Annotated in this window: 23 protein-coding genes; 8 read left to right on the top strand and 15 right to left on the bottom strand. The window is 70.5% G+C overall.

The features are described 5' to 3' along the window. The first annotated feature begins 8 nt into the window (after positions 1-8). A complete protein-coding gene (locus tag OG241_RS17115) occupies positions 9-809 on the top strand; it encodes an EI24 domain-containing protein (RefSeq protein ID WP_405816294.1) in 801 nt (266 codons plus the stop codon). On the opposite strand, the gene OG241_RS17110 is transcribed toward OG241_RS17115, so the two are convergent. Further along, positions 782-2,080: a pyroglutamyl peptidase gene (locus OG241_RS17110; protein ID WP_405816293.1), complete on the bottom strand. Its 1,299-nt coding sequence runs from the start codon at positions 2,078-2,080 to the stop codon at positions 782-784. The two genes, OG241_RS17115 and OG241_RS17110, sit on opposite strands and share 28 nt — an antisense overlap. A gap of 153 nt (positions 2,081-2,233) precedes the next feature. Then, positions 2,234-2,812 carry a TetR/AcrR family transcriptional regulator gene (locus OG241_RS17105; protein ID WP_405826266.1) on the bottom strand — a complete coding sequence of 193 codons (579 nt, stop codon included), beginning with the start codon at positions 2,810-2,812 and terminating at the stop codon, positions 2,234-2,236. A gap of 100 nt (positions 2,813-2,912) precedes the next feature. On the opposite strand from OG241_RS17105, the gene OG241_RS17100 reads away from it, so the two are divergent. After that, positions 2,913-5,429 (top strand): beta-glucosidase, encoded by a 2,517-nt coding sequence (locus tag OG241_RS17100; RefSeq protein WP_405816292.1) that lies wholly within the window; start codon positions 2,913-2,915, stop codon positions 5,427-5,429. Between the two features lie 114 nt (positions 5,430-5,543). Here the strand turns inward: OG241_RS17100 and OG241_RS17095 are convergent, their stop codons facing one another. Together OG241_RS17095 and OG241_RS17090 are read right to left on the bottom strand one after the other, a co-directional pair. Further along, positions 5,544-6,530 (bottom strand): aldose epimerase family protein, encoded by a 987-nt coding sequence (locus OG241_RS17095; protein WP_405816291.1) that lies wholly within the window; start codon positions 6,528-6,530, stop codon positions 5,544-5,546. A gap of 10 nt (positions 6,531-6,540) precedes the next feature. Continuing rightward, positions 6,541-7,446, bottom strand: coding sequence for an SGNH/GDSL hydrolase family protein (locus OG241_RS17090; RefSeq protein ID WP_405816290.1), 906 nt, complete (start codon positions 7,444-7,446; stop codon positions 6,541-6,543). Positions 7,447-7,717: 271 nt separating this feature from the next. On the opposite strand from OG241_RS17090, the gene OG241_RS17085 reads away from it, so the two are divergent. Beyond that, entirely contained in the window at positions 7,718-8,212 is a 495-nt protein-coding gene (locus tag OG241_RS17085; RefSeq protein WP_006374635.1) for a DUF3145 domain-containing protein, read from the top strand. Between the two features lie 153 nt (positions 8,213-8,365). On the opposite strand, the gene fabF is transcribed toward OG241_RS17085, so the two are convergent. The 5 genes from fabF to OG241_RS17060 all read right to left on the bottom strand — a co-directional run bounded on the left by fabF (position 8,366) and on the right by OG241_RS17060 (position 13,385). Continuing rightward, on the bottom strand, positions 8,366-9,637 hold the full coding sequence (gene fabF / locus OG241_RS17080; protein WP_405816289.1) for a beta-ketoacyl-ACP synthase II: 1,272 nt from the start codon (positions 9,635-9,637) through the stop codon (positions 8,366-8,368). Between the two features lie 153 nt (positions 9,638-9,790). Then, positions 9,791-10,039, bottom strand: a complete 249-nt coding sequence (locus tag OG241_RS17075) for an acyl carrier protein (protein ID WP_006374616.1) — start codon at positions 10,037-10,039, stop codon at positions 9,791-9,793. A gap of 83 nt (positions 10,040-10,122) precedes the next feature. Then, a complete protein-coding gene (locus OG241_RS17070) occupies positions 10,123-11,118 on the bottom strand; it encodes a ketoacyl-ACP synthase III (RefSeq protein WP_405816288.1) in 996 nt (331 codons plus the stop codon). A gap of 15 nt (positions 11,119-11,133) precedes the next feature. Then, positions 11,134-12,090, bottom strand: coding sequence for an ACP S-malonyltransferase (locus OG241_RS17065; RefSeq protein WP_405816286.1), 957 nt, complete (start codon positions 12,088-12,090; stop codon positions 11,134-11,136). Positions 12,091-12,179: 89 nt separating this feature from the next. Beyond that, positions 12,180-13,385, bottom strand: a complete 1,206-nt coding sequence (locus OG241_RS17060; protein WP_405816285.1) for a PucR family transcriptional regulator — start codon at positions 13,383-13,385, stop codon at positions 12,180-12,182. A gap of 57 nt (positions 13,386-13,442) precedes the next feature. Here OG241_RS17060 and OG241_RS17055 point away from each other — a divergent pair, with 57 nt between their 5' ends. Next, positions 13,443-14,099 carry a pirin family protein gene (locus OG241_RS17055; protein WP_405816283.1) on the top strand — a complete coding sequence of 219 codons (657 nt, stop codon included), beginning with the start codon at positions 13,443-13,445 and terminating at the stop codon, positions 14,097-14,099. Positions 14,100-14,241: 142 nt separating this feature from the next. On the opposite strand, the gene OG241_RS17050 is transcribed toward OG241_RS17055, so the two are convergent. Beyond that, on the bottom strand, positions 14,242-15,072 hold the full coding sequence (locus tag OG241_RS17050) for a serine hydrolase domain-containing protein (RefSeq protein ID WP_405816282.1): 831 nt from the start codon (positions 15,070-15,072) through the stop codon (positions 14,242-14,244). A gap of 18 nt (positions 15,073-15,090) precedes the next feature. Then, positions 15,091-15,561: a GNAT family N-acetyltransferase gene (locus tag OG241_RS17045; RefSeq protein WP_405816280.1), complete on the bottom strand. Its 471-nt coding sequence runs from the start codon at positions 15,559-15,561 to the stop codon at positions 15,091-15,093. A gap of 95 nt (positions 15,562-15,656) precedes the next feature. On the opposite strand from OG241_RS17045, the gene OG241_RS17040 reads away from it, so the two are divergent. Together OG241_RS17040 and OG241_RS17035 are read left to right on the top strand one after the other, a co-directional pair. Then, on the top strand, positions 15,657-16,211 hold the full coding sequence (locus OG241_RS17040; RefSeq protein ID WP_405816278.1) for a MerR family transcriptional regulator: 555 nt from the start codon (positions 15,657-15,659) through the stop codon (positions 16,209-16,211). Next, positions 16,208-17,230, top strand: coding sequence for an aldo/keto reductase (locus OG241_RS17035; protein WP_405816276.1), 1,023 nt, complete (start codon positions 16,208-16,210; stop codon positions 17,228-17,230). Before OG241_RS17040 ends, OG241_RS17035 begins: the two co-directional genes overlap by 4 nt. Before the next feature lie 88 nt (positions 17,231-17,318). On the opposite strand, the gene OG241_RS17030 is transcribed toward OG241_RS17035, so the two are convergent. The 3 genes from OG241_RS17030 to OG241_RS17020 all read right to left on the bottom strand — a co-directional run bounded on the left by OG241_RS17030 (position 17,319) and on the right by OG241_RS17020 (position 20,260). Then, positions 17,319-18,167 carry a DUF4429 domain-containing protein gene (locus OG241_RS17030; protein WP_405816274.1) on the bottom strand — a complete coding sequence of 283 codons (849 nt, stop codon included), beginning with the start codon at positions 18,165-18,167 and terminating at the stop codon, positions 17,319-17,321. A gap of 67 nt (positions 18,168-18,234) precedes the next feature. Then, positions 18,235-19,479 carry an alpha/beta hydrolase gene (locus OG241_RS17025; protein ID WP_405816272.1) on the bottom strand — a complete coding sequence of 415 codons (1,245 nt, stop codon included), beginning with the start codon at positions 19,477-19,479 and terminating at the stop codon, positions 18,235-18,237. A 118-nt stretch (positions 19,480-19,597) separates the two neighbouring features. Continuing rightward, the gene (locus OG241_RS17020; protein ID WP_405816270.1) at positions 19,598-20,260 is read right to left on the bottom strand and encodes a TetR family transcriptional regulator; all 663 of its coding nucleotides are present in this window, start codon (positions 20,258-20,260) and stop codon (positions 19,598-19,600) included. 109 nt (positions 20,261-20,369) lie between these two features. Between OG241_RS17020 and OG241_RS17015 the strand changes: the two genes are divergently transcribed. Further along, positions 20,370-21,989, top strand: coding sequence for an MFS transporter (locus tag OG241_RS17015; protein ID WP_405816268.1), 1,620 nt, complete (start codon positions 20,370-20,372; stop codon positions 21,987-21,989). Between the two features lie 310 nt (positions 21,990-22,299). After that, a complete protein-coding gene (locus OG241_RS17010) occupies positions 22,300-22,611 on the top strand; it encodes a small hydrophobic protein (protein WP_405816267.1) in 312 nt (103 codons plus the stop codon). Between the two features lie 48 nt (positions 22,612-22,659). Here OG241_RS17010 and OG241_RS17005 read toward each other — a convergent pair whose 3' ends face one another. Next, entirely contained in the window at positions 22,660-23,418 is a 759-nt protein-coding gene (locus OG241_RS17005; RefSeq protein ID WP_405816266.1) for a potassium channel family protein, read from the bottom strand. Between the last annotated feature and the right edge of the window lie 33 nt (positions 23,419-23,451).

Raw genomic sequence — 23,451 nt, 5'->3', positions numbered from 1 at the left:
GTTCCCCCATGAGCGATCTTGCGACAGGCTTCCGCTACCTCCTGAAGGGCCAAGGCTGGGTCGCCCGACACGGCAAGCAGTACGGCTGGGGCCTCGTCCCCGGTCTCATCACCCTGGTTCTCTACGTCGCCGCCCTGGTCTCCCTCGCCCTGTGGGGCACCGACGTCACCACCTGGGCGACCCCCTTCGCCGACGACTGGTCGAGTCCCTGGCTCGGCCTCTTCCGCGGATTTCTCACCGCGCTGCTCTTCGCGCTCGCCCTTCTGCTGGCCGCCATCACCTTCACCGCCGTGACGCTGCTCATCGGCCAGCCCTTCTACGAGAACCTCTCCGAGAAGGTCGACCGGGACGTGTCCCCCGACGGCACCGCCCCCGAGTCGGGCCTGCCGCTGCACAGGGAGTTGTGGATCTCGGCCCGCGACAGCCTCCGGATCCTCGTGCGGGCCCTGTGCTGGGCGGTGCTCCTCTTCGCCCTCGGCTTCGTCCCGGTCGCCGGGCAGACCGTCGTACCCGTGATCGGCTTCGTCGTCACCGGGTTCTTCCTCACCGAGGAGCTGACCGGAGTCGCCCTGCAGCGGCGCCGGGTCGAACTCCGGGAGCGCCTCGCCCTGTTGCGCTCCCGCAAGCTGCTCGTGTGGGGCTTCGGTACGCCGCTCGGGCTGGCCTTCCTGGTGCCGTTCGTGGCCGTCTTCCTGATGCCGGGCGCGGTCGCGGGCGCCACGATGATGGCCCGCGACCTGCTCGGCGAGGAATCCGGGGAGCCCTCGGCGGACCCCGAGGATCAGGAGACGCCGGCCTCGGCGTCCTGACCGGATGAGCCACTGGACGCGTCCACGGCCACGGTCAGGATCGACCGCACCTGGGCGATGATGTCCAGCCGGTTGCGCACGAACTCGGGGTCGGTCACGGCCCCGGTCGCCGGGTCGGTGTTGCCCGTCCCGAACTGCAGTACCGGCGTGTGCACATGGCCGCCGGGCAGGGTGGCGCCCAGACCGAGGCGGTCGCGCAACAGGGTTGCCCGGTAGGCGATCTCGTTGGACAGATAGTCCCCGCCGCCCCCGGCCCGCGCCGTCGACCCGGCGGTGGGACCGTCCGCCCGGACGACGGGAACGGTGCCTCCCGCCGGAATCTCCGTCACGCTCGTGTTGTCGTACACGGGGAAGCGGCCGGTGTCGGCGGCGACAATCGCCTGGTACGGCAAGGTTGTTGACGTCCACTGGGGCTGCGAGCCCGGGTCGGCGACCGGCACGGTCTCAGTCCGGCCGATGTTCTCGTTGTCCCCGAAGCCGCCCCGCCAGGCCCCGTTGGTCCGCTCCACGTCGAACCGGCCGACCCGCCCCTGGCTCACGGTGGTGAAGAGATCGACCTTCGGCAGATACGGCTTCAGCGTCCGCTCCACCGTGCCCTCAGTGAAGTCCTGCCAGCGCACCGGGAACATCGCGGTCTCGACCCTGGCAGGCCCGTCCGCCGTCTCGATCACCGTGCCGTCGAGGGCGAGCGCGGTGGCCCCGGACGGGTTGGAGATCCGTATGTCCCGGTCGAGCGTGAACGGATCGAACCCGGTGACGAGAACACGCTTCAGCGTCCCACCGCACGGATACCGGATCGACGTCTGTCCGCGTGAGTTCCGCTCCAACTCGCCCAACAGGGCGGCCCGCTGGTCGTCGCTGACCTCGAACGACGGTTCCCAGGACCGGAGTTCACGGGTCATCCCGAGACGCGCCCAGTACAGCGGCCGGTCGTCGTCCCGGCTCAGGTCACCGCCGGCCGGCCCGCGCCCCTGCGCCCGGTCGACGGCCCGTCGCCACAGGGCCGCTCCCTGGCGTACGACGAGCCGGCGGGCGTCGGCGTACGAGCGCGTCTTGCCGAGCGCCCGTGTGAACTCCGGTGCCACGGAGTCGAATCCGGACCGCCGGAGGATCTCCTTCGGGGCCGCGCTGTCCAGCCGCAGCTCCTCGACGGTGGGCGCGGCGGAAGTGACTTCGGAGGCCTCGGTGGTGGCCTCGGCGGTGGTCGGCGTCGCCAGCCCGGAGAGCAGGGCGATGCCCAGTACGCCGATCCGAACACGTAGGGATGTCATGGGAGTCGAGCCTTCCGTAGCTGTGGGGAGCCCAGCACCGAAGTGCTGTCGGACGGCCGCAGTATCGCGTGACGGAAGTGGTCTACGCCACCGTGTGCGCAACACGTAACGCAGGTGAGGCGGGTGACGTAACCGGGCCCGCGCGCCCGGGTCTCAGCCCTCGCCGCCCAGCAGTGTGAGGAAGTCCCGGAACGCGGCCGGCATGTCCACGGCCTCCGGATCCAGCAGCCACTGGTACTGGAGCCCGTCCATCACCGCCACCAGCAGGGGAGCGGCCCGTTCGGGGGTGAGCCCACTCGGGAGACGGTCGCCGTACTCGGCGCGCAGGGCCGCCGCCATGGTCGTACGGACGTCGGTGTACCGCCCGGTGAAGAACTCGCGCGCCGGATGTCCCTCCGTGACGCTCTCGCCGAGCAGCGCCGAGAAGGTCTGGATGATCCCGGGCCGCATGGCGTTGTACTCGACGAGCGAGGCCAGCAGGTCGACCCGCCACCGGGTCTCGGGCATTGCGTCCCACTGGTCCCGTTCCCTGAGGACGGCGACCAGCAGCGCGTCCTTCGTGGGGAAGTGGTGCAGCAGCCCCTGCTGGGTCAGCCCGACCCGCTCCGCGACCGCGGCCAGGCTCGTGCCCCGGTAGCCGCGTTCCGCGATCACGTTCAGGGCGGCCCGGACGATCTCCGCGCGCCGCTCCTCGGTCCTCGCTCTGATCGCCATGCCGTCACCGTACGGTATGTGCCCCCAGCAAAAATAACGTCAACGTAACAAAACCTACCGCTCTACAGGGGGCGCGTGCAGGATGGGGGAGACAGCTTGGACTCAGCGAGGAGACACCATGGTGACGGTGACGGGAACCCCGGGCAGTGACCCGACGTCGGCCGACGCGGCCCGTGAGGCGGCCGTCGAGGCGGCTCTCGGCAAGCTCGACCTGGACGCCAAGGCCCGACTGCTGGGCGGGCAGGACATGTGGTCGCTGCCCGAGCTGCCCGAGATCGGGCTGGACTCCCTGGTGATGTCCGACGGCCCGATCGGCGTCCGCGGCACCCGCTGGACCGCCGACGACCCCTCCGTCGCCCTGCCCTCCCCGACCGCCCTCGCCGCCACCTGGGACCCCGAACTCGCCCGCAGGGCAGGCGTGCTGCTCGCCCAGGAGGCCCGCCGCAAGGGCGTCCACGTCCTCCTCGCGCCCACCGTCAACCTGCACCGCTCCCCGCTCGGCGGCCGGCACTTCGAGGCGTACAGCGAGGACCCGTACCTCACCGGCCGGATCGGCGCGGGTTACGTCAACGGCGTCCAGTCCGGCGGCGTCGGCACCACCGTCAAGCACTTCGTCGCCAACGACGCCGAGACCGACCGCTTCACCGTGGACAACCTGGTCTCCGAACGCGCCCTGCGCGAGCTGTACCTGGCCCCCTTCGAGGCCATCGTCGAGAACGCCCACCCCTGGGGCATCATGACCGCCTACAACACGGTCAACGGCACGACGATGAGCGAGCACCGCTACCTGGTCAACGAAGTCCTGCGCGGCGAATGGGGCTTCGACGGCTACAACGTCTCCGACTGGATGGCCGCCCGCTCCACAACCGGCGCCATCGACGGCGGCCTCGACGTCGCCATGCCCGGCCCGAGGACGGTCTACGGCGCCCCCCTCGCCCGGGCCGTACGGGACGGACACGTCGCCGAGGCCACCCTCGACGGCGCCGTGCGCAACGTGCTGCGCCTCGCCGCCCGCGTCGGCATCCTGGACGGCGCCGAACCCGCCGTCGCCCACACCGACCTCCCCGCGCCGGTCGACGGCGAGGCACTGGCCCGCGAGATCGCCCACCGCTCCTTCGTCCTGGTCCGCAACGAGGGCGCCCTACCACTGCCCGAAGGCCGTACGGTCGCCCTCATCGGCGCCGCCGCCCGCGACGCCCGTGTCCTCGGCGGCGGCTCCGCCACCGTCTTCCCGGCCCAGGTCGTCTCCCCGCTCGACGGCCTCACCGCCGCCCTCCCCGAAGGCGCCGTGACCTACGCGGTCGGCGCCGACCCGAACACCGAACTCGCCGTCGCCGACAAGGGGTTCACCCTGCGCGCCGTCTGCCGCGACGCCACCGGCACGGTCCTCGGCACCGGCTCCGCACCCAACGGCCAGATCAACTGGATGGGCTCGGACCTCCCCGAAGGCGTCACCCTCCCCCACTCTCGGCTTCGCTCGAGCGGGGGGACCCCCATCCGGCTCCACACCGTCGAACTCGCCGGCACCTTCACCCCGCGCGACACCGGCCGGCACGCCTTCGGCATCAAGGGCCTCGGCGCCTTCGCCCTCACCGTCGACGGCACGACGTACTACGACGACGTCCAGAGCACCGACAGCGACGATCCCTTCATCTCGTTCTTCGGTGACCCCGAACTCCGGGCCGAGGTCCAACTCACCGCCGACACACCGGTCGAGGTGTCCCTCACCCACGGCGTCACCTTCCCCGAAGACGCCGCGATGAAGGCCGTCGGCTTCAGCCTCTGCCACCAGGAACCGCGTCGTGACCCCGACGAACTGATCGCCGAGGCAGCCGAAGCCGCCCGCGCCGCCGACACCGCCGTCGTCGTGGTCGCCACCACCGAGCGCGTCGAGTCCGAGGGCTTCGACCGCGTCGACCTCCAACTGCCCGGCCACCAGGACGACTTGGTGCGCGCCGTGGTCGCCGCCAACCCGAACACCGTCGTGGTCGTCAACTCCGGCTCACCGGTGGAACTGCCCTGGCGCGACCAGGTCGCCGCCGTGCTGCTGAGCTGGTTCCCCGGCCAGGAGGGCGGTGCGGCCCTGGCGGACGTCCTCACCGGCGCCCGTGAGCCGGGCGGCCGGCTTCCCACCACCTGGGGTGCGCTCGCCGACGCCCCGGTCACCCAGGTGACCCCGGCCGACGGTGAACTCCCGTACACCGAGGGCGTGTTCATCGGCTACCGGGCCTGGGAGAAGGAGGGCAGGACCCCCTCGTACGCCTTCGGCCACGGCCTCGGCTACACCGACTGGACGTACGAGAGCGCCGAGGCGGAAGGGACACGGGCCGACGGAGTGACGGTCACCGTCCGCGTCACCAACACGGGCACGCGCGCGGGCCGCGAGGTCGTACAGGCCTACCTCGCCCCGACCGGTGAGGCGGGCCCCGACCGCCCGGCCCGCTGGTTGGCCGGCTTCGCCGGAATCGAGGCCGCCCCCGGCGAAACGGTGGAGGTGACCCTCGAACTCCCGCGCCGCGCCTTCGAGATCTGGGACGAGTCCGCCGGAGCGTGGGCCTTTGTGAAGGGTTCGTACGAAATCCAGGTAGGACGCTCGATCGCCGACCGCCGGCTCACCGCGCCGATTACGGTCTGACCGAGGGCAGTCCGCCCCACCAGCCGGCCCCGGCCCGGGACCTGACCCCCAGGCCGGGGCCGCCGGCTGCCCGCCCACGCACCGTGAGCGCCGAGCCCTTTGGCCACGGGCTCCTCAGCCCCGTACGCCGAACCCGTACACCGTCTCCGACCGGAACGTGTCACCCGGCCGAAGCTCCGTGCTCGGGAAGTCGGGCCGGTTCGGTGAGTCGGGGAAGGCCTGCGTCTCCAGCGCGACACCGTGCCCGGGCCCGAACGGCTCGCCCAGGTGGTCGGCCGTGTAGAGCTGAAGGCCCGGCTCGGTCGTCGCCACGGTCACGACCCGCCCCGACGCCGGGTCGTACAACTCGGCTACCTCCACCGACTCCACCGTCCGCCCCTTGTCGAGGACGAAGTTGTGGTCGTACCAGGTGCCCACCTTCCGTTCCGTACGGAAGTCGAACCGGGACCCCGCCACCGGCTCGACGCCGGTCGGGATCAGGTCCGCGTCCACCGGTGTGTACTGCGACGCGTCGACGCGCAGGGCGTGCCCGGCCGTACTGCCGGAGGCCGGACCGGACAGGTTCCAGTACGTGTGGTTCGTCAGGCTGATCACCGTCGGCGCGTCCGTGACCGCCTCGTACGCGATCCGCAGCGCCCCCGCCGCGTCCAGCGTGTACGTCGCCGAGACCTCCAGGCGCCCCGGGAACCCCTCCTCGCCGTCCGGGCTCACCCGGGACAGCCGCACCCCGTGCTCGACCGGCTCCGCGTCCCACACCCGCTTGTCGAAGCCGACTTCACCCCCGTGCAGACAGTTGGGCGCGTTGTTGCGCGCGAGCCGGTACGTCCGGCCGTCCAGCGCGAAGGCACCACCCGCGATGCGGTTCGCGTACCGGCCCACCAGCGCCCCGAAGTACGGCTCCGGGTGCGCCAGATAACCGGCCAGATCCGGGAACCCCAGCACCACGTCCACGAGCTGCCCGGCCCCGTCCGGAACCTCGACCGACTGCACGATCCCGCCGTACGTCAGCACCCGTGCCCGGACCCCGGCCCGCTCCAGCGTCCAGCGATGGACGGGGGTGCCGTCGGAAAGTGTGCCGAAGAGTTCGTATCTGTGGGCCATGCGGAAAACCCTAGGTCACCGCCTTCCCGCTGGTGACGCCGCGGTACGCCATCTCGGCCAGCCGCGCCTGCCCGTCGCGGCTCGGATGGAACCAGTCCCAGGTGCTCAGCTGGCGCGTCCCGAAGTCGTAGTCGAAGACCGCGCCCCCGTCGAACCGGCACAGCCGGTCCGTCGCGCACACCGACTTCAGCACCGAGTTGTACGCCTCCACCCGATCCCGCACCTCGTCGCGCCGCGTGGTCGCCGCCGCGTCGACCGCGTCCGGGTCGGCCAGCATCGACGGGCAGATCCCCAGCTTCCACACCGCCTTGCCCAGCTCGTTGCCCCGCCCCTGCGACCAGAGCCGCTTCAGATCCGGCACGCTGGCCACGTACACCTGGCTCTTGGGCGCGGCCTTGCGCAGGGTCCGCAGCGACTCCTCGAACGAGGACCGGAATCCGGCGACCGACGTCATCTCCGCCACCGACGTCCGGCACGCGTCGTTGGCCCCCGTCATCACCGTGACCAGCGCGGGCCTGTGCGCGGCGGCCTTCGTCATCTGGGCAGGCAGGTCCGCCATCCGGGACCCGCTGACCGCGTAGTTCCAGCTGCGCGCGGCGACCCCGGACGCCCCCAGCAGCCGTACGGCCAGACTCCTCACGTCCGTGGCGGTGCCGGTCGCCCAGGACACCTCGGGGCAGTCGGACAGCACCGAGCACGCGTCGAAGCCGCGCGTGATGGAGTCGCCCACGGCGGCCATCGAGGCTGGACTGGTGTCCCACGCGGGCGTCGCAGTCGCGGACGGCTTCGTCGCCCTCGCCCGCGTGCCGTCCGGAGCCGGGGAGCCGCTGCCGCCGGCGTCACACCCGGCGACACCCAGCAGGGCCGCCGACACGACGGCGACGACGGCCCGCGAACGGCGACTTCGATTCCGCATCCTTCGGGTCCCCTCGGTCGGCGTGCAATGCCTCTCGCCTACAACAACGCACGACAGTTCCCGAACCGAAAACAACTAATGCACCAAACACTGCAACGTCGCACACCCGTACAGGCGTCCCCCTGGGTGAATGGCGGGCGTTTCATGGCATCGGGACCGACGGTACGTCACACTCCTTGCGCCGCCGCACGGTAGCCTCGCCATCAACGCGGCTGCCCGCCACCGCCGCTCAGCCAGTTCGCAAGATGTCCCGCTCTGTCCGGAGGTCCCAGTGACGACACGTGGAGTTCTGTACGTGCACTCCGCGCCGCGCGCGCTGTGCCCGCACGTCGAGTGGGCCGTCGCCGGAGTCCTCGGCACGCGCGTCAGCCTCGACTGGATCCGCCAGCCCGCCGCACCGGGCACCTGGCGCTCGGAGTTCTCCTGGAAGGGCCAGGTCGGCACCGCCTCCAAGCTCGCGTCGGCCCTGCGCGGCTGGCAGCTGCTCCGCTTCGAGGTCACCGCCGAACCCTGCGCCACGGCCGAGGGCGAGCGCTACAGCTGCACCCCCGACCTCGGCATCTACCACGCCGTCACCGGCATCCACGGCGACATCCTCATCCCCGAGGACCGCCTCCGCGCCGCCCTGACCCGCTCCCAGCGAGGCGAGACGGACCTGGAGGCCGAACTGGCCAAGCTGCTGGGCAAACCCTGGGACGACGAACTGGAACCCTTCCGCTACGCGGGCGAGGGCGCCCCGGTGAGATGGCTCCACCAGGTGGTGTAAGAGACGGCCACGGGGAGGCTTTGGCCCTTAGGGGCGCGAGGAACTGCGCGAGAAGCCCCACGGACCGCCACCCGGCAATCCACGGAAACCAAAACGACAAGTGGCCCGAACTCCAGTACAGGAGTCCGGGCCACTCACCGTTCACAGCAGAACTCAGACAGACCTGAACGCCAGCACCACGTTGTGCCCACCGAACCCGAACGAGTCGTTGAGCGCGGCGATCCGCCCATCGACGGGCAGCTTCCGAGCCTCACCCCGCACGATGTCCGCATCGGCCTCAGGGTCGAGGTTCTCGACGTTGATGGTCGGCGGCGCCACCCGGTGATACAGCGCGAGCACGGTCGCGACCGTCTCCACCCCACCCGCACCACCGAGCAGATGCCCGGTCATCGACTTCGTCGCGGACACAGCCATGTGGTCGACATCGTCGCCGAACACATTGCGCAGCGCCTTCAGTTCGGCCACGTCACCCGCCGGCGTCGACGTCGCGTGCGCGTTGACGTGCACGATCTCGGCGGGGTCGAGCTCGTTGTTGGCCAGCAGATTCCGCAGGGCCGCCGAGATCCCGCGCCCCTCCGGCTCCGGCTGCACGATGTCGTGGGCGTCGGCCGAGATGCCCTGGCCGACCGCCTCCGCGTAGACCCGCGCACCACGCGCGGCGGCGTGGTCGGCGGACTCCAGGACGACCACGCCGGAACCCTCACCCATCACGAAGCCGTCGCGGCCCGTGTCGTAGGGGCGGGACGCGGCCTGCGGGTTCTCGTTGTTCTTGGACATCGCCATCATGTTGCCGAACGCGGCGATGGGCAGCGGATGGATGGCCGCCTCCGTGCCACCGGCGATGACGACGTCGGCGCGGCCGGTGCGGATCATCTCGATGGCGTACCCGATGGCCTCGGCGCCCGACGCGCAGGCGGAGACCGGGGTGTGCACACCGGCGCGGGCGCCGACGAGCAGGCCCACGTTGGCGGAGGGGCTGTTGGGCATCAGCATCGGGACGGTGTGCGGGGAGACGCGGCGGACGCCCTTCTCCTTCATCACGTCGTACTGGTCGAGCAGAGTCGTCACGCCACCGATGCCGGAGGCGATGACGGCGCCGAGCCGGTCGGGGTCGACGGCCGGGCTCTCGCCCTCGCCCGCCCGGTCGGTGAAGCCGGCGTCGGCCCACGCCTCCTTGGCGGCGATCAGCGCGAACTGCGCCGACCGGTCCAGGCGGCGGGCCTGGGGACGCGGAATGATCTCGGACGGTTCCACGGCGATCTGAGCGGCGATACGGACGGCCTGCTCGGCCGCCCACTCCTGCTCCAGGGCACGGACACCGGACTTGCCGGCGACCAGACCCTCCCAGGTAGAGGCCGCGTCGCCACCCAGCGGTGTGGTTGCGCCGATACCGGTGACGACCACGGTGCGATTGGTCGGGCTCACGGGAATTCCTTCTCCAACTGATACGGGAGGACAACCCCCGCGCAGGCGGGGAGAACGGCGCCACCGCCGGGTGGCGGGGCTGGGGGACTGGGGCTGAGGGACTGATCAGCGGATCAGTCCCCACGACCGGCCCTGATGACCAGGGCCGGTGAATCAGTCCTGGTTCTTGAGGATGTACGCGGTCGCGTCGCCGACCGTCTTGAGGTGCTTGACGTCCTCGTCGGGGATCTTGACGTCGAAGCGCTCTTCGGCGGCGACGACGACCTCGACCATGGACAGCGAGTCGACGTCCAGGTCGTCGGTGAAGGACTTGTCCAGCTGGACGTCCTCAACCGGGATGCCGGCGATCTCGTTCACGATGTCGGCGAGACCGGCGACGATCTCTTCCTGAGTGGCGGCCATGGTGGGCGCTCCTTCTTGTGTGGCTATCCAGAGAGGGTTGGCAGTTGTCCCCGTCCCGGATCCGAGGATCCGGTGCGAGGTGCCTAGGGGAGGGTAACGACCGTCGCGGCGTACACGAGACCCGCCCCGAAGCCGATGACGAGCGCGGTGTCGCCGCTCTTCGCCTCACCGGTCGCCAGAAGCCGCTCCATAGCGAGCGGAATCGAGGCGGCCGAGGTGTTGCCGGTGGTGCGTACGTCACGCGCGACCGTGACGTGCTCCGGCAGTTTCAGCGTCTTCACCATCGAGTCGATGATCCGCTCGTTGGCCTGGTGGGGAATGAAGACATCCAGGTCGTCCGGGGTGATCCCGGCCGCGTCCAGCGCCTGCTGCGCGACCTTCGCCATCTCGAACACGGCCCAGCGGAACACCGCCTGGCCCTCCTGCGTGATCGCAGGAAACTTGCCGGAACTGTCGTACTCGTTCCACGGGACCGTCTGCTTGATGGTGTCCGACTTGTCGCCCTCGGAGCCCCATACGGTCGGACCGATGTGGGGTTCCTTGGACGGGCCCACGACGACCGCGCCCGCGCCGTCCCCGAAGAGGAAGGCGGTCGCCCGGTCCTCCAGGTCGGTCAGGTCGGACAGCCGCTCGACGCCGATGACAAGGACGTACTCCGCCGAACCGTCGACGATCATGCCCTTGGCCAGGGTCAGGCCGTAGCCGAAGCCCGCGCAGCCCGCCGAGATGTCGAACGCGGCGGCCTTGGCAGTGCCGAGCTTGTCGGCGATCTCCGTGGCCACGGCCGGGGTCTGCTTGAAGTGCGAGACGGTGGCGACGACCACGCCGCCGATCTGCTCGGCGCTGATCCCCGCGTCGGCGATCGCCTTGCCGGACGCCTCCAGGGACATCGCGGCGACGGTCTCCTCGTCGGAGGCCCAGTGCCGGGTCTCGATGCCCGAGCGGGAGCGGATCCACTCGTCGGACGAGTCGATCGTCTCCAGGATCACGTCGTTGGGCACGACCCGGATCGGCCGGTACCCGCCCACACCCAGGATGCGCGCATACGGGGCACCCTTACTGGGCTTGATCTTCGACATTGCTCGGGGCTCCTTTCAGGCGCCCGCCGCGTCGGCGGCAGCGGTCGGGGTCAGCGACTCGGCGATGAGCTCGCGAGCGGCGTCGAGGTCGGCGGGGGTCTTCAGGGCCAGCGTCTTCACGCCGGGCATCGCGCGCTTGGCGAGACCGGTGAGGGTGCCGCCCGGGCACACCTCGATGAACGCGGTCACGCCCAACGTCTGGAACGTCTCCATGCACAGGTCCCAGCGCACCGGGTTGGCGACCTGCCCGACCAGCCGGGCGAGCACCTCGGAGCCGTCCGCGACCGTCTGCCCGTCCTTGTTCGAGACGTACGTGATCTTCGGGTCGCCGGGCGTCAGTGACGCGGCGGCCGAGGCGAGGACGTCGACGGCGGGAGCCATGTGGTGCGTGTGGAAAGCGCCGGCCACCTTCAGCGGGACGACCTTGCGCACCCCTTCGGGCTTGTCCGCGACGAGGGCCTCGATCTGCTCGGCCGTCCCCGCGGCGACGATCTGACCGGCGCCGTTCACGTTCGCCGGCGTCAGTCCGAGCTTCTCCAGGTGCTGCACGGTCACCTCGGGGTCACCCCCGAGAAGCGCCGCCATGCCGGTCTTCGTGACGGCCGCGGCCTCGGCCATGGCCAGACCGCGCTTGCGTACGAGGGTCAGGGCGGCCGTGTCGTCGAGCACGCCCGCGAAGGCGGCGGCGGTGATCTCGCCGACACTGTGACCGGCGACGGCGCCGGGCGTGAGGTCACCACCCATGGCACCCAGTGCCGAGGCGGACAGTATTCCGGCCGCGACCAGCAGCGGCTGGGCGACAGCGGTGTCGCGGATCGCGTCGGCGTCGGCCTCGGTGCCGTAGTGGACGAGGTCGAGCCCGATGGCGTCGGACCACGCGGCGACGCGCTCGGCGGCACCGGGCAGTTCGAGCCAGGGAGTCAGGAAGCCGGGCGACTGGGCGCCTTGGCCGGGAGCGACGAGTACGAGCACTCTCACACTCTCTCTTGGGTACGGGCACGGCCGCCCGTGGGGACAGGGACGAAGAACAGGAGGGGGTTTTGTAGACCCCCGACAAAACCCTAGGGCTGGAGATCCCCATCGGCCAGGCGCCCCAGGATCAGCGCGATCCGCAGTGTGAATGCGGATCGTACATCTGAAGGTGACCAACCGGTGACGTCAGTCACACGTCGGAGCCGGTAGCGCACGGTGTTGGGGTGAACGAAGAGCATTCGTGCCGCGCCCTCAAGACTGCTCGCCTGTTCGAGATAGACGGCGAGGGTCTCAAGGAGCGCGGACCCGGCCTCCTCCAGCGGTCTGTAGATCTCCTCCACCAACTGTTCACGTGCCCCCGGGTCACCGGCGATCGCGCGCTCCGGAAGGAGATCGTCCGACAGCACCGGACGCGGTGCGTCCTGCCAGGCGGAACAGGCCTTGAGTCCCGCGGCGGCGGCCTGCGCGGACCGGGTGGCGGCGAGCAGGTCGGGCACGATCGGCCCGGCGACCACGGGCCCGGCGGCAAAAGGCCCGATCAGGGACTTGGCGACGGCGAGCGGATTGTCGTCGCCCCCCGCGATGACGACGAGCCGGTTGCCCAGCACGCCGGTCAGCACCTGGAGCTTGGCGTGCCGGGCGGCCCGCCGGATCGCCTCGACGGTCAACTCGCTGTCACCGTCGGGCGCGTTCCCCAGCACCACACACACATGGTCGGGCGAGTTCCAGCCGAGCGCGGCGGCCCGTGAGACGGCACCCTCGTCGGCCTCGCCGCTCAGCACGGCGTTGACGACGAGGGACTCCAGCCGGGCGTCCCAGGCACCCCGTGCCTCGGCGGCCTGGGCGTACACCTGTGCGGTGGCGAAGGCGATCTCACGGGCGTAGACGAGCAGGGCCTCCCGCAGCACGGACTCGTCGCCCGGAGCGGCCACCTCGTCGATGGCGCTCTCCATGACCTCGATGGTCGTACGGACCATCTCGACGGTCTGGCGCAGGGTGATCGCCCTGGTCAGCTCGCGGGGAGCGGTGCCGAAGACGTCGGTGGAGATGGCCTGGGGAGCGTTGGGATGCCGGAACCACTCGGTGAAGGCGGCGATACCGGCCTGGGCGACCAACCCGATCCAGGAACGGTTCTCCGGTGGCATGGCCCGGTACCACGACAGCGTCTCGTCCATGCGCGTGATCGCCTGCGCGGCGAGACTCCCGGACGACTTCTCCAGCCGCCTCAAGGTCCCCGGGTGCGGGTGCTCGGGACGGTTGGTGGGCTCGGGGCGGTGGGATTCGGGTTCGGGCACGGAACAAGACTGCCTTATCAGGACGGGGGCGTGCGGCGTCGGGTCTACCGTGGGTGCGTGATGGACGTACGGCGCGCGGACGCGCGCTATCCAGGGGGTGACCCGGCGGCCGGTATCGAATCCTGGCACGCCTTCTCCTTCGGCCCCCACTACGACCCGGACAACCTCCGCTTCGGCGCGGTGATCGCCTGCAACGAGGAGCGTCTGGCGCCCGGCGCCGGTTTCGACGAGCATCCGCACAGCCACACGGAGATCGTCACGTGGGTGACGGAGGGGGTGCTCACCCACCGCGACTCGACGGGTCACGAGACGACCGTGTTCTCCGGGGACGTCCAGCGGCTGAGCGCGGCGGCGGGCGTCCGCCACGTCGAGCGCAACGACGGCGAGACCCCCCTCACCTTCGTCCAGATGTGGCTGGCCCCGCTCACCCCCGGCGGCACCCCCACCTACGAGACGGTCCACGGCATCGCGGACTCCACCCCGTACGCGGTCCCCGAAGCGGGCGCGATGCTGCACGTACGCCGCCTGACGGCGGGGGAGCGCACGGCGGTCCCGGACGCGCCGTACGTGTACGTCCACGTCGTACGGGGCGAGGTGCGCCTGGACACGGAGAAGCTTGGCCCGGGAGACGCGGCCCGCATCACTGAGGCAAGGGGCCTGGAAGCGACGGGGGTGACGGCGGCGGAGCTACTGCTGTGGGAGATGCAGGCCTGACTTGACGCATTGTCAGCGCCGGCCCGCACCCTCAGCCTGTCCGGCGCTTGAGGACGAGCGCTTTCGGCGCGAAGGGGGGTTCGGGGGCGCAGCCCCCGAGGATGGGACGGGTAGGGGCGGCGGGGGCGAAAACCACCCACCCTCAGCCCCGTACCTCCGCCAGCACCGCCTCCGTGAACGCCGGCCACACCTCCACCGCCCACGCCCCGAACGCCCGATCGGTCAGCGCGACGCACGCCACCCCCGCCACCGGGTCGATCCACAGGAACGTACCGGACTGCCCGAAATGACCGAACGTCCGCGCCGACGACGAACTCCCCGTCCAGTGCGGCGACTTCGCGCCCCGGATCTCGAACCCGAGCCCCCAGTCGTTGGGGTTCTGGTGCCCGTACCCCGGCAGGACACCCTTCGTCCCCGGGTACTGCACGGTCATCGCCTCCGCGACCGTACGCGGATCCAGCAGCCGGGGAGCCTGCACCTCGGCGGCGAACCGCACCAGGTCCGCGACCGTCGAGACGCCGTCCTTCGCGGGCGACCCCTCCACCCCCGTCGACGTCATCCCCAGCGGCTCCAGCACCGCCTGCCGCAGGTACTCCGCGAACGGAATCTCCGTCGCCTTCGCCAGGTGGTCACCCAGCACCTCGAACCCGGCGTTGGAGTACAGCCGCCGCTCCCCGGGGGGAGCCGTCACCCGGTGCTCGTCGAAGGCGAGGCCGGAGGTGTGCGCGAGGAGATGGCGGACCGTCGATCCGGGCGGCCCGGCCGGCTCGTCGAGTTCGATCGCGCCCTCCTCGTACGCGACGAGGGCGGCGTACGCGGTGAGCGGCTTGGTGACCGAGGCGAGCGGGAACCGGTGGTCGAGGGGGCCGTGACCGCCGAGAACGGCCCCGTCCGCCCGTACGACGGCCGCGGCGGCGGTGGGCACGGGCCAGTTCTCGATCAGCGCGAGCGACTTCAACGACTTCGACGACATGCGTCGAGCTTAGGAGGCTCAGAGCCGCAGCCGCATGAAGGGGTCGGGTTGGCGGACGAAGCCCAGCGACGCGTACAGCGGCTCCGCGTCGGCGGACGCGGTGAGGTCGATCTGACCCACGTCCTGCTCGCGGAACCAGGCCAGCAACGCCTCCATACAGGCCCGCGCGTACCCCTGGCGGCGGGCGTCCGGGTCGGTGGCGACGCTGAAGACGTAGCCGATCCGCCCGTGCGGATTGCCCGCCCGCCCGATCCGGTACTCGACGGTCCCCACCGCCAGGGCCGCCAGTGAGCCGGCCCGGTCCGGACGGTCGACGACGAACGCGGCGAAGTCCCCCTCGGGTTCGGCGAGCCGGGCGGTCACGGTGGCGAGGGACGCGGACTGCCAGCCCGGATCCGTGTTCGCCCCGGTCATCGAGTCGATCATCACCTGGCGCAGCCGGAGCAGCTCTCCGGCATCCTCTGTCGTGGCACGGCGTACGAGAGTCATGATCGGCACGGTAGTGAGCCCGGACCGGCCAAGTCTCCGCAATATCGCGGTATCCGCTTGCTTCGAGCGCACTCCAAGGTTTTAGCGTGGGGGTCATGACGGTGCTGGAGACCCCAAACCCCACCACGGCGACCCCCACTGCCCCCGCGGTCCCCGCCACGGCCGACAGCTGTGCGGGCCCGCGACAGCCCGACCGACGGCCGGACGGAGCGGACCGCTACACGATCAGCGAGGTCGTCGTCTTCACCGGGCTGACCGCGCACACCCTGCGCTGGTACGAGCGCATCGGGCTGATGCCGCACATCGACCGTTCGCACACCGGCCAGCGCCGCTACAGCAACCGCGACCTCGACTGGCTCGACCTCGTCGGCAAGCTCCGGCTCACCGGTATGCCGGTCGCGGACATGGTGCGGTACGCCGAACTCGTGCGCGAGGGCGACCACACGTACGGCGAACGGTTCGAGCTGCTCGAATCGACCCGCCGGGCCGTCCTGGACCGGATCGCCGAGCTCCAGGACACACTCGCGGTACTCGACCGCAAGATCAGTTTCTACGCGGAAGCGGACCTGGACGCGGGCCTTGTCCGTGACGTCCGTGATGTTGGTGCGGATGTCCGTCAGGACGTCCGCCAGATGGAGAGGGTTCGATGACGAACGACGACAGCAGGATCACGACGGCAACGCTGGGCACCGGCGGCCCCGAGGTGGGTGTCCAGGGCCTCGGCTGCATGGGCATGAGCTTCGCGTACGGCCCCACGGACGCCGACGAGGCCCGCGCCACGCTGGACCGCGCCCTCGAACTCGGCGTGACCCTCTACGACACGGCGGACGCCTACGCCGACGGCGAGAACGAACGTTTCCTGGCCCCGTTCTTCAAGGCCCATCGGGACGAGGTCGTCGTCGCGACGAAGTTCGCCCTGGCGATCCCGCCGGACGAGCCGACCCGGCGGATCATCCGCAACGACGCGCCCTACATACGCCAGGCCGTCGAGGCGAGCCTCAAGCGCCTGGACCTCGACGTCATCGACCTCTACTACATGCACCGGCGCGATGTGAACGTGCCGATCGAGGAGTCGGTCGGGGCCATGGCCGACCTGGTCCGCGAGGGCAAGGTCAAGCAGCTGGGCCTGAGCGAGGTCACGGGCTCGGAGCTGCGCGCGGCCCAGGCCGTGCATCCGATCGCCGCGCTCCAGTCGGAGTGGTCCCTGTTCAGCCGGGACATCGAGGCGGACGTGGTCCCGGTGGCCCGCGAGCTGGGCGTCACCCTGGTCCCGTACTCCCCGCTCGGCCGGGGCTTCCTGACCGGCTCCTTCACCGACGCCGACCAGGAACTGACCGAGGGCGACTACCGCCGCACGCAGCCCCGCTTCACGGGCACCAACGCCACGGCGAACGCCGCCCTGCTGGCTCCCATCAGGACGGTCGCCGAAGCCCACGGCGCCTCTCTCGGCCAGATCGCCCTGGCCTGGGTCCAGCAGCAGGCCACCACCCACAAACTCCCGGTCGTCCCGATCCCGGGTACCCGCAAGCGGTCCAGGGTGGAGGAGAACACGAAGGCGACGACCATCACCCTGACCGAGGAGGAACTGGCCTCCCTGGACCTCATAGCGGCCAAGGTGACAGGCACCCGCTACGCGGACATGACCTTCACATCAGCAGGCAGGAAGTAGCGGCCCTTTAGGGGCGCGGGGAACTGCGCGACCAGCCACATCCAGCCCGCACCCGCCAACGCACCGGTCCCGCCCACCCAATAGGCGCCTACAACTCCGCCAACAACTCAGCCTTCTTCGCCGAGAACTCCTCATCCGTAACCAACCCGGCCGAGTGCAACTCCCCGAGATGCCGAATCCGTTCAGCCACATCAGCCGGAGCACGCCGAACCGAGCTCACACCACCCACCGCCGAACCCCCGGATGAACGCCGGACGGCGGAAAGCACTGCCGCCGCGAACGGCAACGACTCGTGCACCGGCCCGTACCCCAGCCCGAACACCACCGACGCGGGGTCCTGGTCGACCGGCGTGACAGAAGAATCGGTACGCCTCAGCAGTCGCAGATGGCCCTCGAACACCTCGGGCGACCGCCACTCCACGCCGATCAGGTCGGCGACCGGGAACGTCTGGTCGCCGGCCTTCCACTTCGCCGACGACGCGCCCGTCCAGAACCACCGGAAGGACACCGCCCGTCCGTCGAAGGACGCCTTCGCGTCGTACGCCTTGAACGCCCGCGGCACCTCGGGAGCGTCCACCAGGAACCTTTCAGCAGGTCCCTGCCCGGTCAGCTGGGCCCGCAGCTCGTCCGCGTAGTACTCGGCGAGCGTCTCCCGCTCGGCGGGCAGCACCAGCCGGTACGGATCGCAGCCCTCCTTCAGCTGGCCGTCGGCCGCCTCCATCAACGGGTCGGCGCCCGGGCGGGGTTCGGCCCGCAGAACCACCGTTCCCCGCTTGCCCGGGGTCAGCGTCACCCCCGCGATCGCCTCCAGGGGGATACGGCGTTCGCCGAGCGCCTGGAACAGCTTCGGTGTGCGGAGACCCCGTTCGAAGCGGATGAGCACGGAGTCGGACTCGAACTCCCAGGCGGCATGAAATCCGGCCAGTACGTCACCCATGCGGCTCATCGTATGTGGCGCGAGCTTCATAGTCCCCTCCCCGGGCACACCGTGAATTCTGCGTCCTCTACGCGCGTCCGGACATAGCCCCGTCGGACAAACCCTTCAGACACACGTCATCCTTGCGGTTCTGCTGATCCTTCTGATCCCGTTCGGCACACAGCACGGCGTCGTACGCGCCGACGCCGATCTCCGCGAAGTTGTCCAGACTCTCCGTACCCGGCTCGAAATAGCCGCCGTGCCCCCGCGCGCCCCGCGAGGACAGCACCCGGGCGCCGAACGACGACGACATCGGGTCGGCGCCGTGTCCGAGGCCGCCGACCTCCAGATGCGGTACGTCCTGGATCCAGTCGTCGGCGTCCCGCATCGCCCACACCCGGGCGGAGGTGTGCAGTTGGGCGGAGTTCTCGACCCGCATACCGGGGCTGCCGGCCACCGCGATGTCGGTCACCCGGCGCGGCAGGCCGGGCGCGGCGACGCCGCACACCACCGAGCCGTAGCTGTGGCAGTACAGCGCGACCGATGCCCGGCCGGGCAGCCCGCGCACCAGCGCGTTCAGCCGCAGCGCGCCGGAGTTGGCGCGCATCGCCGTCGCCGCGTCCATCCCGAGCCCGTTGGGCGCGGTGTAGTCGGCCCAGGCGATCACGGCGGTACGGGTCGTGGGGCTTGCCTCCCACTCCGCGCGGTACAGCGCCGAGGCCATGCCGACGGGCGCCGTGTACTTGCGGTTGGTGCGCTGGAAGGTCAGGAGGTCCGTGTCCACGCCGGGGACCACGACCGAGACGCGCCGCGCCTTGTCGAGGTCGCCGAAGACCTCGGCCACCCGGCCCGAGCCCTCGGGGTCGAAGGCGAGGATCTGGCGGCCGGGCTCCAGCAGGGCGTCGTAGCGGTGCATACGGCGCCCCGCCTCGTACTGGCCGACGGGCGAGAGCCGGTCGTCGTGCATGCGCACGCGCTCGGTCTCGCGGGCCGTGTACAGCGCGACGCGGTTGGCGCGGTAGCGCAGCGCGACGGGAGCGCCGTTCATGTTGCCGAGCGCCAGCGGGTAGCGCCGGACGAGCCGGTCGCGCTGGTGGTCGCTGAGCGAGGCGAAGAACCGGCCCAGCCGGCCGGACGTCTCGTCCGGGTCGGGCAGCGCGTGGCCGCCGATCCGTCCGTGCTCCCACGCGGAGAGCGACGCCTGGAGCGGCGAGGGCGTGCGATGGCTGCGGACCGCGGTCCAGCCGGTCGTCGCCAGCATTACGAAGACCACGGCCAGCGCGAGCAGTGCGCGCCAGACGTTCAGTTGCGGGGAGGTGTCGAAGGAAGTCACTGAAAGGACACACTAGGAGAACGAGAGGGTCTCGCGTTAACCGAGTGACGGGGATCACGTTTCGATAACCGAGGCGGGGTATGGCCCTGCGTGCGCATGCCCGTACGGGGCGTCACGATCACTCCGTACGCCAGTTCCCCGCCAGCGCCGGACCCATCGCGTCGAGGTAGGTGGCGGTCAGGTCGCGCATCGCCGCCACGCTCATGTCCGAGCCCGCGCCCCACCGCCGTTCCGTCAGTCGCATCAGCCCGCTGAACAGGGCCACCACGACCCGGGGCCGGAGGTCGCCGTCCACGTCGACGCCCTCGCGCTCGGCGATCAGTCGCGCCACCGCCTCCTCCGTCTCGGCCGAGCGGCGCATGTGCGCGGCCAGCAGCATCGGGGTCGACTCGATCAGGTGGTACATACGCATCTGCAACTCCGCCGGTACGACGGACTCCACGGCCTCGTGGATGGTGGGCCACCCCTCCAGTACGGCCTGGCGCAGCGCCTCCAGCGGTGCCTCGTGCGGCGGGCGTTCGCGTACCGCCTGGATGAAGCGCGCCTCCGCGATGCGGTGCACGGCGAAGGCGGCGTCCTCCTTGCCGGCGAAGTAGCGGAAGAAGGTGCGCTGCGAGACCTCGACCGCCTCGGCGATCTCGTCGACGGTCGTGTGCTCGTACCCCTTGCTGGTGAAAAGGGTGAGGGCGGCGCGCACCAGCGCGTCGCGGGTGCGCTGCTTCTTGAGCTCACGCAGGCCGGGGCCGGAGGCCGGACCCACCTCGGTTTCGGCGGTGCTCATGACGATCGGGCCTCTTTGCTGTTCATCCGTCTTCCCGGTGAGTGACCTGTCAGTTACCGACTTGTGAACCCGTTTGTCAATTGTCAGTGGCTGTCACTAGCCTCGACGTATGACTAGTCAGACCGCCATCGAGACGACCGGGCCGGGGGACAAGGCACCTGTCTCCCCGTCGGGCCCCACGCCTGCCAAGGGACTGCGCGGCCACCCGTGGCTGACCCTGATATCCGTGGCCGTCGGGGTCATGATGGTGGCCCTGGACGGCACCATCGTGGCCATCGCCAACCCGGCCATCCAGAAGGACCTGGGCGCGAGTTTCGCGCAGGTCCAGTGGATCACCAACGGTTACTTCCTCGCGCTCGCGGTCACGCTGATCACCGCGGGCAAGCTCGGCGACCGGTTCGGGCACCGGCAGACCTTCCTCATCGGCATCGTCGGCTTCGCGTCCGCGTCGGCGGCCATCGGCCTGTCCAGCAGTATCGCGCTCGTCGTCACCTTCCGGGTGTTCCAGGGGCTGTTCGGCGCGCTGCTGATGCCGGCCGCACTCGGTCTGCTGCGGGCCACGTTCCCCGCCGACAAGCTGAACATGGCCATCGGCATCTGGGGCATGGTCATCGGCGCGTCCACCGCGGGCGGCCCGATCCTGGGCGGACTGCTCGTGGAGCACGTCAGCTGGCAGTCGGTGTTCTTCATCAACGTGCCGGTGGGTGTCCTGGCCCTCGTCATCGGCCTGGTGATCCTGGTCGACCACCGCGCGGAGAACGCTCCGCGCTCCTTCGACCTCCTCGGTATCGCGCTGCTCTCCGGCGCGATGTTCTGCCTGGTGTGGGCGCTCATCAAGGCCCCGGCGTGGGGCTGGGGGGACGGCAAGACCTGGCTGTTCCTGGTGGTGTCGGTGGCGGGCTTCGCGCTCTTCGCGTTCTGGGAGCAGAGGGTCAAGGAGCCGCTGATCCCGCTCAACCTGTTCCGTTCGGTCCCGCTGTCGGCGGGTGTGGTGCTGATGGTCCTGATGGCCATCGCCTTCATGGGCGGCCTCTTCTTCGTCACCTTCTATCTGCAGAACGTGCACGGTATGAGCCCGATCGACGCGGGTCTGCACCTGCTCCCGCTCACCGGGATGATGATCGTCGGCTCGCCCCTGGCCGGCGCCATGATCAGCAAGACGGGCCCGCGCATCCCGCTCGCGGGCGGTATGGCCTGCGTGGCGATCGCCATGTTCGGCATGTCCACGCTGGAGACGGACACCGGCAGCGGCATCATGTCGGTCTGGTTCGCCCTCCTCGGCCTCGGCCTCGCGCCGGTCATGGTCGGCGCGACGGAGGTCATCGTCGGCAACGCCCCCATGGAGCTCTCCGGCGTCGCGGGCGGCCTCCAGCAGGCGGCGATGCAGATCGGCGGCAGCCTCGGTACGGCGGTCCTGGGTGCGGTCATGGCCTCCAAGGTCGACAACGACCTCGCGGGCAACTGGACGGCCGCCGGCCTCCCCCAACTCACCGCGGAGCAGCAGGCCCAGGCCTCGGAGGCGGTCCAGGTCGGTGTGCCCCCGGTGGCGCCGGGAACGCCGGAGACGGTCGTCGCCCAGATCACGAAGGTCGCCCACGACACGTTCATCTCCGGCATGAGCCTGGCCTGTCTGGTCGCGGCCGGCGTGGCCGTGGTCGCCGTCCTGGTCGCGCTGCTGACGAAGCGCGGCGAGAACGCGGAGGCTGGCGCGGGCGCGGCGCACATCTGAGCCGCATATTTCGCGCATATATCTACGGCTGACGCGGGGGAGTTCCCCTATCAGGGTGACTCCCCTAAAGATTCCTCCCCTTCGGCCCACGGGACAGGTCACAGTTAGTCAAGTCCTCCGCACGACATGGTCTTTACGACATGGTCGGTAGTACGAAGGAGGACGGCCGGGCCGCGGCGCGCTGCCGGAGGGGGACAGCGCGCCGGCGGGCCCGCCGAAAAGCCGGAAGGCTAGAACCAACTGGCGGGGGTACCCGCCTCATCGACCCCGAACTACGAACTACCGACAAGTTCCAGGGAGTTGATGAATCATGGCGGCCTTCGGACGGCAGCACACCACCCGCAGGCACCCCGGCTCACGCGGCAGCAGCTGGCAGCGCTCCGCTCCCGACAGCGCGACTCTGGGAATCATCGGGCTCATCTGCGCCGTCGCGGGCTTCTTCGTCCTCGGCATCATCCTGGGCCCCGTGGCCATCGTCTGCGGCTGGCTGGCGATGGGCCGGACATGGAAGGGCCCGCACGCGATCCCGCCTCTGGTGGCCGTGGTGCTCGGCGCGATCGACACCCTCCTGGCCGTCATCTGGCTGGCGAGCGCCACCGGCCCGACGATCGGCTTCTTCTGACGGTCAGCCTCACGAGGGGCCTCTCGACATGAGGGGCCCCTGCCGAGCTCACTGAGGCTGTTCCTCACCCACCCGCTCCCTCGCGCCGGCCAGGGCGGCCACCTCCGCCCGCAGCGCCCGCACCTCTTCCGTCAGCGCCGTGATCGCCGCCGTCTGGCGCCGTTCCTCGACGTCGTCCATCTCGAACCGGGCGATGAACCAGGCGGCGATGTTCGCGGTGACGAGACCGAGCAGCGCGATCCCGGACAGCATCAGTCCGACCGCGAGTATCCGGCCGATTCCGGTCGTCGGCGCGTGGTCCCCGTACCCCACGGTGGTCATCGTCGTGAACGACCACCACAGGGCGTCATCCAGCGTGCGGATGTTCCCTTCCGGGGACGCGCGTTCCACCGACAGCACGGCCAGCGAACCGAACATCAGCAGGCCCACCACGGCCCCGCCGACATACGTCGTCAGCCGGACCTGGGACGCCATCTGGGCCCGCCGGCCCACCAGCATCAGCGTGGAGACGACCCGCAGCAGCCGCAGCGGCTGGAGCAGCGGCAGCAGCACGGCGAACAGGTCAAGCCAGTGCCGCCGTACGTACTCCCGGCGCCGGTCGGCGAGCGCGATCCGGACGAGATAGTCGACCGCGAACGCACCCCACACCGTCCACTCCGCAACCGTGCAGGCGATCGACACCCCCCGCCCGGCGGGATCGTCCACAATGGGCACCGCATAGGCGACGGTGAACACCACAGCGAGCCCCATCAGAGGCCGCTGGGTATACCGCTCCCACCGCCCCTGCGCCGATGATGCTTCCTTCATACCTCGCATCGTAAGGGCGCCAAAGCGCCCTGG

Source organism: Streptomyces sp. NBC_01390, from assembly GCF_045040105.1.
Classification (GTDB): domain Bacteria; phylum Actinomycetota; class Actinomycetes; order Streptomycetales; family Streptomycetaceae; genus Streptomyces.
The sequence above is the reverse complement of the archived record's forward strand: the minus strand, read 5'-3'. Positions and strand labels throughout refer to the sequence as shown.

Excerpts from the sequence above, each read along its gene's own strand:
- OG241_RS17095 (WP_405816291.1), bottom strand. The coding sequence starts at position 6,530 with ATGGCCCACAGATACGAACTCTTCGGCACACTTTCCGACGGCACCCCC.
- OG241_RS17005 (WP_405816266.1), bottom strand. The coding sequence starts at position 23,418 with ATGAAGGAAGCATCATCGGCGCAGGGGCGGTGGGAGCGGTATACCCAG.
- OG241_RS17070 (WP_405816288.1), bottom strand. The coding sequence starts at position 11,118 with ATGTCGAAGATCAAGCCCAGTAAGGGTGCCCCGTATGCGCGCATCCTG.
- OG241_RS17100 (WP_405816292.1), top strand. The coding sequence starts at position 2,913 with ATGGTGACGGTGACGGGAACCCCGGGCAGTGACCCGACGTCGGCCGAC.
- OG241_RS17075 (WP_006374616.1), bottom strand. The coding sequence starts at position 10,039 with ATGGCCGCCACTCAGGAAGAGATCGTCGCCGGTCTCGCCGACATCGTG.
- OG241_RS17115 (WP_405816294.1), top strand. The coding sequence starts at position 9 with ATGAGCGATCTTGCGACAGGCTTCCGCTACCTCCTGAAGGGCCAAGGC.
- OG241_RS17035 (WP_405816276.1), top strand. The coding sequence starts at position 16,208 with ATGACGAACGACGACAGCAGGATCACGACGGCAACGCTGGGCACCGGC.
- OG241_RS17040 (WP_405816278.1), top strand. The coding sequence starts at position 15,657 with ATGACGGTGCTGGAGACCCCAAACCCCACCACGGCGACCCCCACTGCC.
- OG241_RS17010 (WP_405816267.1), top strand. The coding sequence starts at position 22,300 with ATGGCGGCCTTCGGACGGCAGCACACCACCCGCAGGCACCCCGGCTCA.
- OG241_RS17090 (WP_405816290.1), bottom strand. The coding sequence starts at position 7,446 with ATGCGGAATCGAAGTCGCCGTTCGCGGGCCGTCGTCGCCGTCGTGTCG.
- OG241_RS17030 (WP_405816274.1), bottom strand. The coding sequence starts at position 18,167 with ATGGGTGACGTACTGGCCGGATTTCATGCCGCCTGGGAGTTCGAGTCC.
- OG241_RS17045 (WP_405816280.1), bottom strand. The coding sequence starts at position 15,561 with ATGACTCTCGTACGCCGTGCCACGACAGAGGATGCCGGAGAGCTGCTC.
- OG241_RS17050 (WP_405816282.1), bottom strand. The coding sequence starts at position 15,072 with ATGTCGTCGAAGTCGTTGAAGTCGCTCGCGCTGATCGAGAACTGGCCC.
- OG241_RS17015 (WP_405816268.1), top strand. The coding sequence starts at position 20,370 with ATGACTAGTCAGACCGCCATCGAGACGACCGGGCCGGGGGACAAGGCA.
- OG241_RS17020 (WP_405816270.1), bottom strand. The coding sequence starts at position 20,260 with ATGAGCACCGCCGAAACCGAGGTGGGTCCGGCCTCCGGCCCCGGCCTG.
- OG241_RS17110 (WP_405816293.1), bottom strand. The coding sequence starts at position 2,080 with ATGACATCCCTACGTGTTCGGATCGGCGTACTGGGCATCGCCCTGCTC.